The following is an 18,360-nucleotide window of genomic DNA, read 5'->3' on the forward strand; positions in this document are numbered from 1 at the left end:
ATCACTTCCCTTTATTAAAAAATCACACCTGCATGTAGAATAACATTGGCATAAGGCGTAGCCTCACCTGTGCGAATAATTGCCTTTGCTTTCTTCGTATGCTCTTTAAATTGTTCATGAGATACATATTCAAATGCTGGCTCTTTTAATCGCAGCTCAATCTCTTTATTTACTTCCGCATTATTTATAATAACTTCTTCTGCTAACGTCACTTTTTCAATTGCCATATCATCAGCTACAACTTGTAATACATCTAAAAAACTTGGTTTCCCAATCTCAACTGCTAAATCAATTCGTTTTACTCCGTCAGGAATCGGTAATCCGCAGTCTGCAATTACAATCGTATCTGTATGTCCAAGTGAAGCAAGGACTGCTGCGATTTCGCTATTTAATACACCATGCTTTTTCATCCAATAATCACCTGCACTTCACGTACTCTATCTCTCGTTGGCATACCGCCTTGTGCACCAAGTTTCGTTACAGAAAGACCACCAGCAATGTTCGCAAAACGAATTGCTTTTTGAAGTGTTTCTCCTTCAGAAAGTGCAACTGCTAGCGCGCCGTTAAATGTATCACCCGCTCCAGTCGTATCCACTACATCAACAGCAATACTAGGAACATGTACAATCTCCGTACCATTATGGAAACGAACACCATTAGATCCTTCAGTCATCAATAGTTTATTTGGGTATTTTGCCAATAAATCCTCGATTGGTGACGTAAAATCATCTAATACAATGCGACATTCATGTTCATTTGGCGTAATGTACGTTGCCTTTTCTAAAATGTCTTCTGATAAAACTTGTGCTGGAGCTGGATTCAACATAACCGGAATTTTATGCTCCTCACAAATAGATAGAACATATTTTACTGTTTCCAGCGGAATCTCTAGTTGAAGAACAACCATATCAGCTTTTACAAGAAGGTCTTTTGAACGGTCTACAATCGACTCATTTACAAGAGCATTTGCCCCTTGTACAACAACAATACTGTTGTCCTCTTCTGCTAAAACGATATGAGCAATTCCTGTCGTTCTATCTGTAACCGGTACCACATAGTCGATAAAAACGCGTTCGTTCTCTAAATTTTTTCTAACTACTGTTCCGTAATCATCATTTCCTACTGCACCAACCATTGCTACATTTGCTCCTAATCTAGCTGCTGCAACTGCTTGGTTTGCCCCTTTTCCCCCTGGGATCGTATGAAACGCTTCCCCAATTACTGTTTCGCCTGCTTTCGGCCGTACTTTTGAAACAGCCACTAAGTCCATTGAAATACTACCTACTACCGCAATATTTGGCATCTGTCTCATCCCCTTACTTCGTTGTATTTCTTTCTATAATTTCAATCGGTAAACGATAGTGTTTCTCTTCTAATGCATTTCCTTCCATCTGCTCTAACAACAATTCTGTTGCAATTTTCCCCATTTCATAAATTGGCTGTGCAACAGTCGTAATAGATGGATACATCATTTCAGTTAAAGAAATCCCATCAAATCCAATAATTTGTAAATCGTTTGGAATAGAAATTCCCTTTTGAAGTGCAGCCTTTACAATACCTATTGCAATTAAATCATTCCCAGCAACGATTCCATCAATATGCGGATATTCTTCTAATAATTCCACCGCTACACGCTCACTATGAGCTGGATCGAATGTACTCTCTGCAATCATATAAGAAAGATTATTTTGCGTAATAACGTCTACAAAACCTTCAAAACGTTCATTGGCTGTACTCACATCACGGGGTCCGCGAATATGTGCAATATGTTTACATCCTTTGTCTATTAATAACTTTGTCGCCGCTTGACTCCCTGCATAGTTATCTGCATATACAGTAGGAATGCGCTCATTAAACATACGGTCAATCGCAACAACTGGAATAGACAAATTCATGTAATTAACACTATTTTGTGGATTCGTTGCCACAATAAACCCATCCACATTATTTTGTCTAAGTACATCAATGTATTGTTTCTCTTTTTCTAAACTTTCATCAGAGTTACAAAGGACAACTGTGTAACCTTGCTTATGTGCTACATCTTCAACGGCACGTGCAACTTCTGGAAAGAATGGATTCACGATATTTGGAACAACTAAGCCAATTAAACGAGATTTTTTATTGTATAAAGAACGTGCTACTGTACTAGGTTTATAATCTAGCATTTCAATCGCTCGCTCTACTTTCTTTAATGTATCTTCATGGACATATCCATTTTTATTTAACACTCTGGAAACGGTCGCAACAGATACTCCCGCTAATTTTGCAACGTCTTTAATCGTACTCATTCTCTTTTCTCTCCATTTCATGTAACCGTTTACAGAAAATAATATAACGTATTTCTAAAAATACGTCAATCATTTCTCATTAAAAAGCTTTTAAGGTTATACTCAAAAAAGCACCGCCATAAGGCGATGCTTCTTCATTACGAATATGATGCAGTTCGTTCTTTCTCTTCTACAGCAGGCTCTTCAGCACCTTTTTTACGATCAGACAGTTTAATCTTCTGTAAGAAAATCGTGAAGATAGCACCTACTACGATAAATACTAATCCTGTTAAGAATACAGTATGAAGTGAGTCTACTAAAGAACTTTTCAAAATTGGTACAATGCTGTTAGAGAATGCTTCCGGCATTTGCTTTAATGCTTCTGGATTAAAGAGCATCGAATATAAACCTTGTGGGTCTGTATGAATCATATCTTTCAATTTAGTTACCATTTGTCCCGCTTCTTTCGGGAACGTATCTAATACAGGTATTAATTTATTTGTTAATGTTGTACCTGAAGTATTATTCATAATTGATCCTAAAATTGTAATACCGAATGTTCCACCGATTTGACGGAAGAACTGACTTGATGATGTTACTACACCAAGATCTTTTTTCGGGAAGCTTTCTTGTAACGCCAATGTTAATGTTGGCATAACAAGACCCATTCCTAAACCGATAACCATCATATAAGAAGTAGCGGTAAGCTTCGTTGTGTGCATATCCATCGTTGTTAATAGCCAGAATCCACTAGCCATAATAAGCATTCCTGTAATAATTTGTGGTTTCACACCAACTTTTAATACAAGTTGACCACCAATAATACTCATTACAATCATCGTAATCATCATCGGCGTCATAATCGTTCCTGATTCAGCAGCACTTACTCCTACAATTCCTTGCATAAAGAATGGTACGAACATAATAGCGCCAAACATTCCAATACTCATAAAGAATCCAATCGCATTCAGTAGTGTAAATGTGCGATTTTTAAAGAAATGCATCGGTAAAATTGGTTCTTCAGCTTTCTTTTCAACAATAATAAAGCTAACGATACCAATTACAGATAGTGCGAATAACCCGATAATTTGCCAAGAACCCCATGCGTAATCTTTCCCGCCAAACGTTAACGCAAGTAATAAACTTACAACACCGAGAATCATCGTAAAGATTCCAGCGATATCAATTTTAATTGGTCCCGTTTGTTTATGTGATTTTAATCCCATTGCGATAAAGATCGTCGCTAAAATACCAACTGGTAGGTTAATGTAGAATACCCATCTCCAGTTCACTGCGTCTACAATCCAACCACCAACTTGTGGTCCAATTACAGAAGCAAGACCATATAACGCACCAAAAATACCTTGCCATTTCGCACGTTCTTTTCCCGTAAACATATCTCCAATAATAATCATAGCCATTGGCATCATAATACCGCCACCAAGACCTTGAATACCACGGAAAATAATTAATTCTGTCATACCATTTGCCATACCACATAACGCCGAACCAACCATAAAGATAACTAGTCCTGCTATATATACGTTACGACGACCAAGTAAATCCGCTAATTTACCTGCAATTGGTACAACTGTCGTTGATGTTAACATATAAGCTGTTGTTAACCACGTCATTAAGCTTAATCCGCCTAGTTCACCAACGATACGAGGCATTGCTGTACCAACGATTGTTCCGTCTAATGCAGCAAATAGCATCGCGATTACTAAACCGACTAACAACAACTTTCTATTCTGATTTTCTTGTTGCTCCATGTAATCTCCTCAATTCCTCTTAGTTATTCTCTTTTTTCTCTTGTGTCCCGCAAATAATTGTTTCTAGCTTCTCAAAAAGGCGTAACAAATCTTCTCGTTCTTGTAATTCTAATTGTGAGAAGTATTTGGCGATATGCTCATTACGAGCCGCCATAGCCTCTTCTACTGTAGCTTTCCCCTTTTTCGTTAGCTCAATGACAACAACGCGGCGATCATTATTGTCGTGATAACGCTCTACTAATCCATGATCAATTAAACGATCAATCATTACTGTAATCGCGCTCGGTTTCACGTACATTTTCTCCGCCAATTGTGTCGCTCTTGAGGCTCCGTGATGATCTAAAATCTTTAAAATATAAAACTGTGGTGGTGTAAGTCCCGATGCTTGCATTTGTTCCAATAGCTCTGTTTGCATTTTCTTTCCTATAGAGAATGTAAGAGCTTGAATTTTATCAATATGAGTCATATCATTTGGCATGTTATCCACCTCTTATTTAAACAATAAAATATTTAACGTATTTAAATATTAATCCCACAAACAAAATCCGTCAACACCTTTTATTCATAAAAACGTTTACATTTCTGTCACAAAGTTGTATAATTTTCGACGAAGTTAATATTGACAGTCACGGAGAAACGGAGTATACGGCTATGAATCATAAAAAAGGAGACTTTTTTATATTTCATGGCCTTTTTGTATTCTCTCTGTCTTAAAACGCTTTCAATTAATTAGGGGAGGATTTTCATTTTATGTTTTTCACACAATTATTTAAACCTGCGCCCCACGCAGAACGCTTACCTACTGAACGCGTTGATAGCGAATACCGTAAATTGCGTTTACAAGTATTCTTAGGTATCTTCATCGGTTATGCAGGTTACTACTTTGTTCGAAAAAACTTTTCACTGGCAATGCCATATTTAATCGAACAAGGCTTTAGTAAAGGGGAACTTGGGGTTATTCTTTCAGCAGTATCAATTGCTTACGGATTAAGTAAATTTCTTATGGGTATCGTATCCGATCGTTGTAATCCTCGCTACTTTTTAGCAGCTGGGCTATTTTTATCAGGTATCATTAATATTATTTTCGGCTCATTTTCTTTCATTACAACGAGCATTATACTCATGTTTGTACTTCAATTTTTAAATGGATGGGTACAAGGGATGGGATGGCCTCCTTGTGGCCGTACGATGGTTCACTGGTTCTCTGTAAGTGAACGTGGTACAAAAATGTCTATTTGGAACGTCGCTCATAACGTTGGCGGCGCACTTATGCCTTCTCTCGTTACATTAGGCTTATATCTCTTTGCAAATGACTGGAAGAGTATATTTTACTTCCCAGGTATTCTTTCAATTTTAGTTGGGATTTATGTATTAATTACGATGAGAGATACACCTCAATCTTGCGGATTACCTTCTATTGAAGAACATACTGGTGAATATCCATCAGGTGAAAAAGTAAAAGATCGTGAACGCGAACTTTCGGTAAAGGAAATTTTATTTACATACGTACTAAACAATAAATTTTTATGGTACATCGCTATCGCTAACGTATTTGTTTATTTCGTTCGTTACGGCGTTGTAGACTGGGCTCCTACTTATTTAGTGGAGGAAAAAAGCTTTACTCATAGTAGCTCACGTACAGCTTACGCTCTATATGAATGGGCTGGTATTCCAGGTACACTTCTTTGCGGATGGATGAGTGATAAACTATTTAAAGGACGCCGCGCACCTGCTGGTATTTTATTTATGGTTGGTGTATTTATCGCCGTTCTTGTTTACTGGCTAAACCCTCCTGGTAATCCAATGGTTGATAGTATCGCACTTGTTTCTATTGGATTTTTAATTTACGGACCTGTTATGCTAATTGGTCTTCACGCTCTTGATTTAGCACCAAAGAAAGCTGCTGGAACGGCCGCTGGTTTAACTGGATTCTTCGGATACCTAGGCGGAGCTACTTTTGCTAGCGCAGCTATGGGCTTTATTGTAGATGCATTCGGATGGGACGGCGGGTTCATTTTATTACTTGCTTCTTGTGTACTTGCAATGTTCTTCCTTGCTCTTACTTTAAACACAGGATCGACAAAAGCAAAACAAGCTTAAACAAAATATAATATGTAAATAAAGAATAGCTCTNNAGAGCTATTCTTTATTTACAGCACTTTTCTTACTATTTATAACAACCAATTCCTTCCCTACTATAAAATTAAAACATTTGCTGAAACGTCTTTATTAAAACTGCTAACGTAACAGATGCAGCAAATCCCCCTAAACAAATTAAGCTTACCCCTTGACTATATGATAAATTTTGAAATGATTTCATTTCTTCCATCCTCCCTATCTCCCCTTTGATACTCTTATTTTACCAACGGGAAAAATTTCATAACATCGATTTCTCTGACAACTAACTTACAAATTTGTAAGTTAACATTTTTTAAAACTTATATATTTAGTATGTCCATACACTCTCCCTTTATACGTCAAAAAAGACCTCGAATTATATCCAGGTCTTGCTTTCGCTAATACATATTTCACTCAATTTATTTTACAATCATCACCGGGCATTTCACACGCTTTGCTATTTTATGACTTACGCTACCAAGTACCATTTCTTGCAATGTATTTAATCCTCTACTTCCAGCAACAACAAGATCTATATCCCCTGTATTTACATACTGAACGATCGTATCTCCAGGATCACCGTGTAGAATCGTAATTTTGTAGGAAATGTTCTCTTTCTTTAATAAACCCTCAATCTCTTTTAATTTATCTTTTCGACTAGCTGATATTGTTTCTAAATCTGTTTGTCCTTGTATAATATCTGATTTTGCCGTTCTATTATCTACTACGTACACAACTTCAATATTTGTTTCTTCGTTAAACTTCGCAATATATGTTGCGTGCTCTGCTGCTCGAACTGCATGTTCAGAACCATCGCATGCTAATATAATTTGTTTGTACATATACTGAATCCCCTTTTCGTTATCCTACTCGTATTATAATACAAAAGCCCCCTTTTTTGCCTTTCAAAAAAGAGGACTTACACATGAATATAAAATTTAAAAATTGTAGTTCTTTAACCAGCAATTCTTTTATTATAAGCAGCTAAATTTGTAACGAGTTTCGAGCTACGTTCATTTAATCCCGTTATACTTACTTTCACACCACTTTGTTCATACTTCATAATAACTTTATCAATTGCGGCTACCGCTGAATCATCCCATACATGTGCGTGAGTAAAGTTCAACTCAATTTCTTTCACATTTTCATCGTAAGAAACATTCTTTATAAAATCGGCCGTAGACGCAAAGAAAAGTTGACCATGAATTTCATATATTTTCTTATTTTCAATATATAAATGTTTCACGTGAATCTTTGCCATATTGAATGCAAATAAAACCGCACTAATTACTGTTCCGATAATTACACCTAACGCTAAATTATGTGTGATTAGAACAACGACAACCGTTACGATCATAACAAAAGCATTCCCTTTTGGCACCTTATGAATCGTTGCTACAGAGTTCCAATCAAATGTTCCGATTGAAACCATAATCATAACGGCAACTAAAGCTGCCATCGGAATATGAACAACATAATCTCCTAAAACGAATAGTAATACGATTAAAAAACCACCTGCTACAAATGTTGATAAACGACCTCGTCCACCCGATTTAATATTAATAACAGATTGCCCAATCATTGCACATCCTGCCATTCCTCCGAAGAAACCAGCCACAATATTTGCAATCCCTTGTCCACGGGCCTCTTTGTGCTTATTACTTTCTGTATGTGTCATATCATCTAAAACCGAAGCCGTTAATAATGACTCTAATAATCCAATAATTGCAAGCATAACTGCATACGGTAAAATAATCCCTAATGTCTCAAGTGTAAAAGGCACGTCAGGAATGCTAAAGAACGGTAATTCTTTCGGCAGGCTTCCCATATCCCCTACTGTTTTTAACTGTAATCCGCTCATAAGTGCAATGCTTGTCACAATGATAATTGAAATAAGTGTAGACGGTACAGCCGTCGTAATACGTGGAAATACATATATAATTGCAAGTCCTAATGCGACAAGTGCATACATTTGCCAAGTTGCATTTTTAAAATGCGGCAATTGTGCTGTAAAAACTAAAATTCCAAGTGAATTTAAAAAACCACTCATAACTGATTTCGGAATAAACTTCATAAATGAGCTCAGTTTGAACACACCAAAAATAATTTGGACAATACCGGTTAATATTGTCACGGCAAATAAATATTGCAAACCATGATCCTTCACAAGAGTGACCATTAATAACGCCATTGCACCTGTTGCAGCTGAAATCATCCCAGTTCTTCCGCCAACAAATGAAATAGTAACTGCAATACAAAAGGCTGCGTATAATCCAACGGTCGGATCTACGCCTGCAATAACGGAGAACGCGATTGCTTCAGGAATTAATGCTAAAGCAACAACAATCCCTGATAGTACGTCCCCTTTCACGTTGGAGAACCAATCATTTTTTATCGTTTGAAACAAAATACCACTCCTCTACTCTTTTATCATTTGATTTTCTCCATAAGAAAATCTAGCCGACTGCACGAAGGCTATTATATAACGAGTAGAGATATCTTTGCTATGTAAAAGTTTCCTAAAGAAAAAACGCTACTTTAGCAGCGTCTTTTCTCATTTCATTAATGTCCACCGTGCCCTTGACCACTTTCTTGCACAATCTCTAACCTCTCATCTAGTATACCTTGTGTTTCAAATGAAATATCACTCGTACTTCCTAATAAGAAGCCGTGGTTATACGGTCCAAGTGTTGGATCATCTTTAAACTTCGGTTGGATAGTAGCAAGGAAGTCATACACTGGTTGCGAAGCTTTCCCTTCCTCCAGTAAGACAACTGGTGCATGTTTACCCATATGTGAAAACGGCGCTCCTGCAACTGCTAAATCTGGTGTTGTACTCGAAACAAACGACAAACCATGACCTGGTTTTGTAAATCCCCAGCCGAATTTCGTTTTTTCATCTTTAAATTTTGCAAACGCAATTGAATTTTCTGTCGGAGTCTCCCCACTAATACGCGTTACTTTCCCATATTTACTTAACTCTTTTTCTACTGCTTTAGACACAATTTTTTCTGGGCCTAATACATATATATTTGCTTTATCTTTTCTCATCTTTAATGCTTCTATCGTAGACTCTGGTACTTTATTTTTCTCTACATATAGAAGTGGCTCCGGCATATGAGAAATCCAGTTTACAGCTGGTGTTGTGTATAAACGCCCTTCTTCTTCAGATGAACCGATAATAACGCTATTTGGATAATTTCCTGTTATATTGGCGTATTCTTTATCAACATCTTTCGCAAATTTAGCTGGTTCCGTTTCTTTTATTTGCTTTACTTTATAGTCTTTTAATTGTTCAAGAACAGCTGCACCTACATCACCCATCACCATAATTTGTGTTCCATCTTTCGTTCCGAACGGATTTAATCGTTTTATTTCTTTTAACGTCATTTCAGGTACCTTTTCTTTTTCTATAAATAAGATAGGCCCGTTGTTTGGGTGATGAATAAGATCTGCACTTGCAATACCTAATTGCCAATCGCTTACTGGCACTAAAATAACCGCGCCTGGCTGATTCTCCTTATGAGTTGCTGGCCATATTGTTTGTGAAGTTAATACTGCCATTTGCAATGGATCAGTTGTATTTAATCTCGTCACATTTTTTAAACTTGTCGTTAATAAATCATTCGATGCACCTGTATTCATTTCTTTCGGCGCAGTTACCTCCTGCTCCATTTTCATTTCCGTTTTCTCTGTTTCCTTCTCTTTTGTAGATTCATGCTTTGTATGATCCATATTATTCGTTTGGCCGCATGCAGCAAGACCAAATGCTGTAATTATCGTTACGCCCAAAATGCAGGTTGTTTTTTTCATTATATCGCCTCCGTATTCGTCATTATTGAGCCAATATCCTTACCTAAAGTAGAAGTTCAACTAAACAATAACAAGCAATTCTGAAGAAATTATGCAGACGCATTACAATCTGCACCATTTCTTCAGAATTTTGCATTACAATTTAAGTAAAGATTATATATGGAGGGCTCTCTATGATTGATATACTACTCGTAGACGATGAACCAAGAATGCTTGAATTATTAACGCTTTATCTCACTCCAATCGGATATAACTGCATATGTGCAGTATCTGGGGAAGAAGCTATTTCACATATAGAGAATCGAAATTTCAAATTTGTTTTACTCGATATTATGATGCCAAAGATGGACGGATGGGAAACATGTAAAAGAATTCGTTCCTTTAGTAACGTTCCTATCATTATGGTCACTGCTCGTGATCAAACAGTAGATGTCGTCCAAGGATTAAAACTCGGGGCAGATGATTACATAACAAAACCTTTCCATGAAGAGGAGCTTTTCGCAAGAATTGAAGCTGTTTTACGGCGTACGAATCAACATGCGCAAATCGAATATCACGGCATTTTATGGGATGAAGCAAAACATTTTGTGTCTGTCCATGATGAAGAACTTCTTCTCACTCCAATCGAATTCTCTTTGCTCGGATTATTTTTACGCCATGTGAACTACGTATTAAGCCGTGATCAGCTCATTGAACGCATTTGGGGATTCAATACAAATACAGAAGATAGAACAGTCGACTCACATATTCGTAATTTGCGTGATAAATTACGGAAAGGAAATTTCCCTATTGATCATCATTTAAAGACTGTATACGGAGTTGGTTATCGATGGATTGATATGGAAGATCAAGGAGCGAAACGATGAAACGTATCTCTATTCAATTCGGATTTTATTTTTTAATTGTTACACTTTTAATAGAAAGCGTTCTATTTGTTTTGCTTTATTATAGTCTTGTAAACAATAGAGTAAATGAAGAAATGACTGCTTTATTAAAGCGTGGAAATAGTCACCGAGATGTTCTTGAAAAATATTATGACAAGCAAACAATCTCCCATGTCGCTTTAATGGAATCCGAAGCTGAAACAACTGTCGTTATTACAGATACGAATAAAGAAGTATTAGCAAAATCTAACGAACTAGATACTACTATAAAGAAACATATTACAGAGATGAATACGCGTACAAATCATAACGGAGCAATTATAGAAAATCATTGGAAAACATCTAATTATATATGCACAATTAGCCCAATTGTAGTAGCCGGAAAAACGGAAGGCTATGTATATATGTTTCTCGGGACGGAATCAATCGAAGAAATGGTTAACGGGGTGACGAAACAATTTATTATTGCTGGACTCATTACTTTCCTATTAACGGCCATTACCATTTTTCTATTGTCGCGTTTATTAACAAAACCATTGTTACACATGAAACAAGCGACCGAAAAAATGAGTAACGGCGATTTATCAGTTTCATTAACGACTACTCGAAATGACGAAATTGGTGAACTAGCACAATCCATTCAAACGCTCGCAAATGATTTACATTATATGAAAACAGAAAGAAGTGAATTTCTAGCAAGTGTTGCTCACGAATTACGAACACCGTTAACATACGTAAGGGGTTATGCAGACATTGCTTTAAAAGAAACCACATCTCCTGAGCAACGTTTGCGATATTTATCTATTATAAAAGATGAGTCTGATTACATTACAAACTTAGTTCAAGATTTATTTTCACTTGCACAGATGGAAAAACATAGCTTTTCTATTGAAGTAAAAGAAGTTCAGTTACACTCTTTTCTTACTCGTATAACTGAAAAAGTAAACGCCATGTATAAGGAAAGACACGTTAAAGTTTCTTTTACTTGTCCTCCTTCCCTGCTAGTAAACTTAGATGAACAGCGATTCGAACAAGTTATAGTGAACATTTTAAATAACGCTTATAGGCATTCAAAGGAGCATTCTTCTATAAATATTTCTGTTGCAGAAGAACATAAACGTATTTTCATCAAAATTAAAGACGAAGGCGAAGGTATTCCGCCTGAAGACCTCCCTCACATTTTTGACCGTTTTTATCGTGTTGATAAAGCAAGAACACGTGCTACAGGCGGAACCGGTTTAGGACTATCTATCGTGAAGGAAATTGTAGAGCTACACGGCGGGAATATTTCTGTCACAAGTGAAATTGATCATGGGTCTTGCTTTACTATTTCATTGCCATCTATATAAAAACACGACTATCATCAATAGTCGTGTTTTTATTATTTTACTTTATAATATAGATTTACAAACTGTCCAAAACGTTTCGTATCCGTTAAAGTTAAATGAATTTCTGGATTCTTGTCTTGAAATAACGGAACGCCAGAACCTAATATGTGAGGGGTAATCGTGACAACATATTCATCAATTAGATTATTCTTAAAGAACTCTCTCAGTAGACTTCCTCCACCGACCATCCATATTTTAGATCCTTCCTGCTCTTTTAACTTTTTTACAAACTCCACTATATCTTCATTTACAAACTCTACATGTTCGTTTGAACCTTTTTCTGAATTAGAAAAAACATAACATTTTTCATTAACGTACGGAAAGGTTTCCGTATGCTCTACTACATAATCGTACGTTTTCTTTCCCATAATTATTGTATCAATTGTTTCATACATTTCTGTATAACCGTTATCTCCTTCACCTTCCGTTTCCATTAACCACTCTAAATCATCATTTTCTTTCGCAATATATCCATCTAAGCTCGCCGCTATAAACAAAACAATCTCACGTGACATATCTATTCCTCCTTGCATCTCATCTTGATAACATTATGATATAAACAATATACTAACAATAAAACACGACAATTTATGTCATGTTTAAAAAAAGAAAAAAGGTGATACATTTGTCAAAAGCTAAACGCTTATTAGATATTCTTATATTTGCTTCTGCCAAAAAAACATTTACAGCTCAAGAAATAGCTGATGAATTTAATATTTCCGTCCGTACGGTTCATAGATACATTTTAGATTTAAGTGATATGGGGTTACCTATTTATGCTGAACAAGGTCGTAACGGAGGATATAAAGTATTAACGAATAGAGTAATTCCCCCTATCTTATTTACAGAAGAAGAAGCAGTCTCTATCTTTTTTGCCTTTCAATCTTTAAGCTACTACCGAGACTTGCCTTTTAATGCAGAAATCAATTCTGTTACGCATACACTGTATAGCTCCCTACAACATGATGCGAAAGCGAAAGTTGATAAAATACGTTCTTATATTGCCTTTTGGAATCCGAAAAGAACTATTGATACACCACTTTTAAAAGAAGTATTAACTGCCGCCATTGAAAATAAAAATTTACACTTTCAATACGAATCTAAATCAGGAATAAAAACAAAACATGTTCATCCTATCGGTGTATATGCTCATGACGGGCTATGGTACTTACCATCCTATGACTTTAGTAGAAAAAAAGTATTATTGTATCGCGTCGATCGTATTCTCTCTATATTATCCACAGAAGAAAATGAAGATACATTCATGAATTTAGAAGAGTGGTTTACCTCTAACTCTAACGTAGTACACAGTCCTACTCAGTTACATGTTTTACTAACAACAGAAGGTGTACGCCAATGTAAAAGCGTTCCTTACCTTGAAGAGTTTGTTGTAGTAAACGAAGATGGAACAGGATATATACATTCAACAATTGATAAAGGTGAAGTCAATTTTATTACCCCTTTATTTTATAGACTTGGAAAAGATGCAAAAGTGTTAGAACCGAAAGAATTGATAGATGGTTTACGTATACGTGCGGAAGAAGTTTTACATATGTATGGGGACTAAAAAGCTGCTAAATATAAGCAGCTTTTTAGTCTATTTGTTCCTATTGTTTTTACTATTGACGAATATCAATCCACCAACGATATTCCGCATTCATATTTTCAGTGCCACTAAATCCTCTGTAATGGAAAGCATCAAGGAAAAGTGAATCCAATTTATCCTCATCTACAAAATAACCTAAGTTAACTTTCATCACTTGTCCTGGTCGGATACTGCCAATATTATAAAAGCTTTTTCCGTCTCCGTGGGGTTCTAGATAATCAACTTCGCCCGTCATAATATTTTTTTCGGCAATTCCATCTTCTTTAGCGTATTTCCATGCATTACCTTCAGATTCAAGCAATTTTACGGATGGATGCATATAGATTTCTTCTGTCGATTTTGTACCAATATTTTTCACTGTTGTTGTCAGGTAGACAAATTTAGGATTAACTAATTTCGACTCTACTAATTTATCAATTGAATCTTTACCATTTCCAACTTTATATTTATCCCGTCTGTACGGTATCAATTTGCCCGTCTGATCTAAAGCCTTATTCTTGCTTAGTATTCCTAGACCGAGTTCATAAAAGTTCTCTTGTTTAAAATCTTTGATTGAATCAAAGACTTCAACTTTTTCTATAACATATTCAAGTTTACTGTTATCTGTAATTTGCTCTATCGTTACTGGAACCTTTTGACCTACACTAAATAATTGTTTACTATCTTTTTTCAAAGGAATAATGCTAGTTTTTTTAGGTCCATCTGCTTTGCTAAAACGATTTTCATCATAATCTGCTATATATGATGCCTTTTCTTTTGACGTAGGCTCAAGTGAAATGTTCCCTAACACATCCATCATTTGTTCTTCATTTACATCTGATCCAATAAAACTTTCTAACATAATCCCTTCTTTCTCAAAAAAGAGAAGGACCTTTCTGTCAAACATTACATTGTTGTTTCCAGTTTCTTTATGAACAATTACTGCTTTCCTACCATTTATCTCTTTTTCTTCGTAGCTTTTTGAATACAAAGTTTGAAAATCTGCATTTTCTCCTATTCTCCAAAGAGCAAATGAAAAACCACCCTTTGCGTCGTTATCTTTAAATGAATATTTCATAGCACTGTCATCAATCGCTTCCATATTTTCTGGTAATTTACCAACCTTCAACTTATACCACTGATCACTCTTTTTCGAATCCTTATTTGTTACTGAAACATTTACTTCGTAATTTTGTTTTTGAACAATCATATTATAGACTTTTACTGCACCAAAAACAGTTGTCGGCATGCCAATTAGTAAGCAAGCGGCAGCGATTAACATACGATGTCTTTTACGCTTTTTCTGTGGTTGCCCATCTTTCAGCTTCATTTCCTCCAGAAACAATTTCTTTTTGCGCGTATATGTATGTGAAAATTCATGTTGTTCTTCGAGTTTATCAAAATCATCTAAAGCAATTTTTTCAGCAAGGTCATACATTTCTTTGGAGTTCTTCGAATTCGTCATTTTGTGTACCTCCTATAATGTTTTGTACTCTTTTTCGAGCGCGTTCAAATTGCTTGCGGACACTAACCTCAGTTATCCCCATTACATTTGAAATTTCTTGATACGTTAAGTTATAGAAAACTTTGTACTTAAAAACTTGTCTGTTAGACTCATTTAACTCCTTTAGCAATGTATCAATTTGAACCTCGGACATTAGACGTTTTTCCCACTCTTCAATATTTTCATCTACTACTTCTGTTGATTCTCTTTGATATTCTTCTAAAAATGTTTCATGTCGTTTATTTTTCCGGTAGCTATCAATCGCTTTATTTTTCGCAATCCTCAAAATGTAGCGTTTAAGCTCTTGAGTATTCAAACTATGGAGCTTTTCCAAATTCTTATAAAGAGTAATAAACGTCTCTTGAACTGCATCTTCAGCCTGCTGAATATTATTTAAAATAGAATAAGCTACATAATAAATTTTTTGTTCATATAACTCGTATAACTCTTCCATTTTTTCATAATCTTTGTTTGTAACTTTCATATAATTCCTCCTCTCATTCTATATAACGAATGGACGATATAATTTGTGACACGGCAGCATTCTTTAATGCGTAAAATTGAATAACAGAATAAACAAAAGCCCAATTTNNAAATTGGGCTTTTGTTTATTAGAATTTTCCTGATTGTATCTCTAAGAAAAATCCTCTTACACCTTTTCAATATGCAGTATTTGCTCTATCGCTTCTTTTAACAAATTCTTTGTCTCTTCCAAGTTATAATTCTGCTTTTCTCCCGGTTGTATCGTATAAAACTCAGCAAATGAGCGCTCTTTATATCTTGGTACGACATGCATATGGTAGTGTGTTAGCTCGTTAAAGATTCCACCATTTTGACAAATCGTAACTCCATCTGGTTTGTATAACGACTTAATCGCTTTTGCAATAATCTTAGAAGCATCCATAATCGATTTTGCTACAACATCATCTAATTCATCTACCTCTAAAACATGTTGCTTTGGCACAATTAAAGTATGTCCTGGATAGAAAGGTTCATGATCTAAAAAACAAGTTACATAGTCATCTTCATATACTTTATATATCATTTCTTCTTCGTTTGCTAATTTACAACCTAAACATTTCATAATACTTCCCCCTCTGTTAAAAACAGAAAAACGTGAGAGCCGTATTCTCACGTTTTTCTATTTCACTTTATTAGTTCAATTGTTTCCGTAACCTTTATACTATCTTTTACAGATTGAACAATCGTGCAATTTTTCACCGCAAGTTGCAGCGCCTTGTCCAACTGCTCTTCTGTAATGTTTTCCGCTTTAATTTTATAATGCAAATGAATACTTTCAACTGGCTTTGATAAAGCTTCACTTCTACCAATTTCAGTCTCAATTGTAAACGTATCGTATGTAATGCGTTTCTTTTCTAAAATTGTGCGAAAGACAATTGCACTGCATCCCGCGATGGAAGAAACGAGTAATTGTAACGGTGAATACCCGTTTTCTTTTCCAATCGCTAATGGACCATATGATAAATCTGCCTCTATATCATCGTGTTTGATTGTTAGTTTCATGTGTATTTTCCATCTCCACTTTCATCGGCTTCTTCCGTTTCTTACTTATATAATAATATATGTAGCAGAAAATGATAAATGGAATACCACAATATAACGCCATTCTTTGTTCTGGAATAAATGCTAAGCTAATAACAACGATGCTATTTGTAATTAAAGCTAGAATTGGAACAATCGGATATAAAGGCGTTTTATACTTTAAATCCTCTAATTTCCCTCCGCCTTTGATATACTGACTTCTAAAGCGTAGTTGCGATAAAGCAATAATGATCCAACTTGAAACAGCCGATAAACCAGCTATAGATAATAAGTACATATATACTGTATCTTCTGCAAGGAAGCTTGTTAATAGGGATAATGCTGCAACAGCAATCGTTACGACTAGTGCTGTAATTGGAATACCTCGTTTATTTACTTTCTTGAAAGAAGTTGGTGCCATTCCTTCATTTGCAAGTGACCATAGTATACGCGTTGCTGCATATAATCCTGAGTTAGCTACAGATAATAAAGCAGTAATAATAACGAAGTTCATAATATCAGCTGCATATGGAATACCGATTTTATCAAATACAACTACGAATGGACTTTCAATTACTCCTGCTTCTTTCCAAGAAATTAACCCTACTAAAATTGTCATTGTTAAGATAAAGAATATCATAATACGCCATACTGTATTACGAATTGCACGTGGAATTGTTTTTTCAGGCTCCTGACTCTCTCCTGCTGCAATCCCGATTAACTCTGTTCCTTGGAACGAGAAGTTAACTGTAATCATCGTAAGTAATACCGCTGCCAGTCCATTCGGGAATAGCCCGCCATCACTTACAAAGTTAGAGAAAAGAGGTGCTGCTTCTTTTCCGTCATATGGTATAAATCCTAATAATGCACTACCACCAAGAACAATAAATGCGAGAATTGTAACTACTTTAATACTAGAGAACCAAAACTCTAATTCAGCATAACTTTTTGCTGAAATAGCGTTTGAAGCATATAAAATAACCCCGAATACAAGACACCATACCCAAACATCAACATTCGGAAACCATCTTTTCATCATTAAACCAATCGACGTTAATTCTAATCCTACTGTTACTGCCCATCCAATCCAGTATAGCCAGCCGATCATAAACCCTGTTCCCGGTCCAATAAACTTCGTTGCATACTTTTGGAAAGAACCTGAAACTGGCATCGCTACCGTTAGCTCTCCAAGACAAAGCATTGTTAAATACATAATAAATCCGCCCACTAAATAAGAGAGAATTGCTCCCCCTGGTCCAGCCTGATTAATAGTATAACCTGACCCTAGAAAAAAGCCCGTCCCGATTACACCACCAAGTGCGATCATAAATAAATGTCTACTCTTCATCGTACGATGTAATTTCTCATTCGTTGTTTGCTGCATCTTAATCCTCCCCTACAAATACCCCTGTCTCTTTTTAAAATTTTCTGATAATAAAAATATACACGAAAGCGATTACAATTTCTATATAAAATTAAAACTTTTC

Annotated in this window: 19 protein-coding genes; 4 read left to right on the forward strand and 15 right to left on the reverse strand. The window is 35.7% G+C overall.

Annotated features, from left to right (window positions below; all coding sequences use genetic code 11):
• Positions 1–14: 14 nt before the first annotated feature.
• The 5 genes from rbsD to COC96_RS07625 all read right to left on the reverse strand — a co-directional run bounded on the left by rbsD (position 15) and on the right by COC96_RS07625 (position 4,517).
• A complete protein-coding gene (gene rbsD, locus COC96_RS07605) occupies positions 15–410 on the reverse strand; it encodes a D-ribose pyranase (RefSeq protein ID WP_098269213.1) in 396 nt (131 codons plus the stop codon).
• Positions 407–1,303, reverse strand: a complete 897-nt coding sequence (gene rbsK / locus COC96_RS07610) for a ribokinase (protein ID WP_098269214.1) — start codon at positions 1,301–1,303, stop codon at positions 407–409. The genes rbsD and rbsK overlap by 4 nt, the downstream gene beginning before the upstream one ends.
• Positions 1,304–1,316: 13 nt before the next feature.
• Positions 1,317–2,309, reverse strand: a complete 993-nt coding sequence (gene rbsR, locus COC96_RS07615; RefSeq protein ID WP_141436479.1) for a ribose operon transcriptional repressor RbsR — start codon at positions 2,307–2,309, stop codon at positions 1,317–1,319.
• Between the two features lie 116 nt (positions 2,310–2,425).
• On the reverse strand, positions 2,426–4,039 hold the full coding sequence (locus COC96_RS07620; RefSeq protein WP_098269215.1) for an MDR family MFS transporter: 1,614 nt from the start codon (positions 4,037–4,039) through the stop codon (positions 2,426–2,428).
• A 19-nt stretch (positions 4,040–4,058) separates the two neighbouring features.
• Complete coding sequence (locus COC96_RS07625; RefSeq protein WP_098269216.1) at positions 4,059–4,517, reverse strand: MarR family winged helix-turn-helix transcriptional regulator; 459 nt, start codon at positions 4,515–4,517, stop codon at positions 4,059–4,061.
• 272 nt (positions 4,518–4,789) lie between these two features.
• Between COC96_RS07625 and glpT the strand changes: the two genes are divergently transcribed.
• Positions 4,790–6,139, forward strand: coding sequence for a glycerol-3-phosphate transporter (gene glpT, locus COC96_RS07630; protein ID WP_098269217.1), 1,350 nt, complete (start codon positions 4,790–4,792; stop codon positions 6,137–6,139).
• A gap of 103 nt (positions 6,140–6,242) precedes the next feature.
• Here glpT and COC96_RS07635 read toward each other — a convergent pair whose 3' ends face one another.
• From COC96_RS07635 to COC96_RS07650, 4 genes are all read right to left on the reverse strand, one after another.
• Positions 6,243–6,359 (reverse strand): DUF4027 family protein, encoded by a 117-nt coding sequence (locus COC96_RS07635; RefSeq protein WP_088232594.1) that lies wholly within the window; start codon positions 6,357–6,359, stop codon positions 6,243–6,245.
• Between the two features lie 217 nt (positions 6,360–6,576).
• Positions 6,577–6,999 carry a universal stress protein gene (locus tag COC96_RS07640; RefSeq protein WP_088232544.1) on the reverse strand — a complete coding sequence of 141 codons (423 nt, stop codon included), beginning with the start codon at positions 6,997–6,999 and terminating at the stop codon, positions 6,577–6,579.
• A gap of 113 nt (positions 7,000–7,112) precedes the next feature.
• The gene (locus COC96_RS07645; RefSeq protein WP_098768613.1) at positions 7,113–8,564 is read right to left on the reverse strand and encodes a SulP family inorganic anion transporter; all 1,452 of its coding nucleotides are present in this window, start codon (positions 8,562–8,564) and stop codon (positions 7,113–7,115) included.
• Positions 8,565–8,719: 155 nt separating this feature from the next.
• Positions 8,720–9,970, reverse strand: coding sequence for an ArsR family transcriptional regulator (locus COC96_RS07650; protein ID WP_098768614.1), 1,251 nt, complete (start codon positions 9,968–9,970; stop codon positions 8,720–8,722).
• A 173-nt stretch (positions 9,971–10,143) separates the two neighbouring features.
• On the opposite strand from COC96_RS07650, the gene COC96_RS07655 reads away from it, so the two are divergent.
• Positions 10,144–10,836, forward strand: coding sequence for a response regulator transcription factor (locus tag COC96_RS07655; RefSeq protein ID WP_098768615.1), 693 nt, complete (start codon positions 10,144–10,146; stop codon positions 10,834–10,836).
• On the forward strand, positions 10,833–12,203 hold the full coding sequence (locus COC96_RS07660; protein ID WP_098269221.1) for a sensor histidine kinase: 1,371 nt from the start codon (positions 10,833–10,835) through the stop codon (positions 12,201–12,203). The genes COC96_RS07655 and COC96_RS07660 overlap by 4 nt, the downstream gene beginning before the upstream one ends.
• 32 nt (positions 12,204–12,235) lie before the next feature.
• Here the strand turns inward: COC96_RS07660 and COC96_RS07665 are convergent, their stop codons facing one another.
• Complete coding sequence (locus COC96_RS07665) at positions 12,236–12,757, reverse strand: dihydrofolate reductase family protein (protein ID WP_088232539.1); 522 nt, start codon at positions 12,755–12,757, stop codon at positions 12,236–12,238.
• An 80-nt stretch (positions 12,758–12,837) separates the two neighbouring features.
• On the opposite strand from COC96_RS07665, the gene COC96_RS07670 reads away from it, so the two are divergent.
• Complete coding sequence (locus COC96_RS07670) at positions 12,838–13,809, forward strand: helix-turn-helix transcriptional regulator (protein ID WP_142339973.1); 972 nt, start codon at positions 12,838–12,840, stop codon at positions 13,807–13,809.
• 52 nt (positions 13,810–13,861) lie between these two features.
• On the opposite strand, the gene COC96_RS07675 is transcribed toward COC96_RS07670, so the two are convergent.
• The 5 genes from COC96_RS07675 to COC96_RS07695 all read right to left on the reverse strand — a co-directional run bounded on the left by COC96_RS07675 (position 13,862) and on the right by COC96_RS07695 (position 18,257).
• Positions 13,862–15,292, reverse strand: coding sequence for a DUF4367 domain-containing protein (locus COC96_RS07675; RefSeq protein ID WP_098269223.1), 1,431 nt, complete (start codon positions 15,290–15,292; stop codon positions 13,862–13,864).
• On the reverse strand, positions 15,258–15,815 hold the full coding sequence (locus COC96_RS07680; RefSeq protein WP_098269224.1) for an RNA polymerase sigma factor: 558 nt from the start codon (positions 15,813–15,815) through the stop codon (positions 15,258–15,260). Before COC96_RS07680 ends, COC96_RS07675 begins: the two co-directional genes overlap by 35 nt.
• A 165-nt stretch (positions 15,816–15,980) precedes the next feature.
• The gene (locus COC96_RS07685; protein WP_255287957.1) at positions 15,981–16,415 is read right to left on the reverse strand and encodes an HIT family protein; all 435 of its coding nucleotides are present in this window, start codon (positions 16,413–16,415) and stop codon (positions 15,981–15,983) included.
• Positions 16,416–16,477: 62 nt separating this feature from the next.
• A complete protein-coding gene (locus tag COC96_RS07690; RefSeq protein WP_098269226.1) occupies positions 16,478–16,855 on the reverse strand; it encodes an OsmC family protein in 378 nt (125 codons plus the stop codon).
• Positions 16,830–18,257, reverse strand: coding sequence for an amino acid permease (locus COC96_RS07695; RefSeq protein ID WP_088232533.1), 1,428 nt, complete (start codon positions 18,255–18,257; stop codon positions 16,830–16,832). Before COC96_RS07695 ends, COC96_RS07690 begins: the two co-directional genes overlap by 26 nt.
• Positions 18,258–18,360: the final 103 nt, after the last annotated feature.

This window comes from Bacillus cereus (assembly GCF_002577405.1).
Lineage (GTDB): Bacteria > Bacillota > Bacilli > Bacillales > Bacillaceae_G > Bacillus_A > Bacillus_A cereus_AU.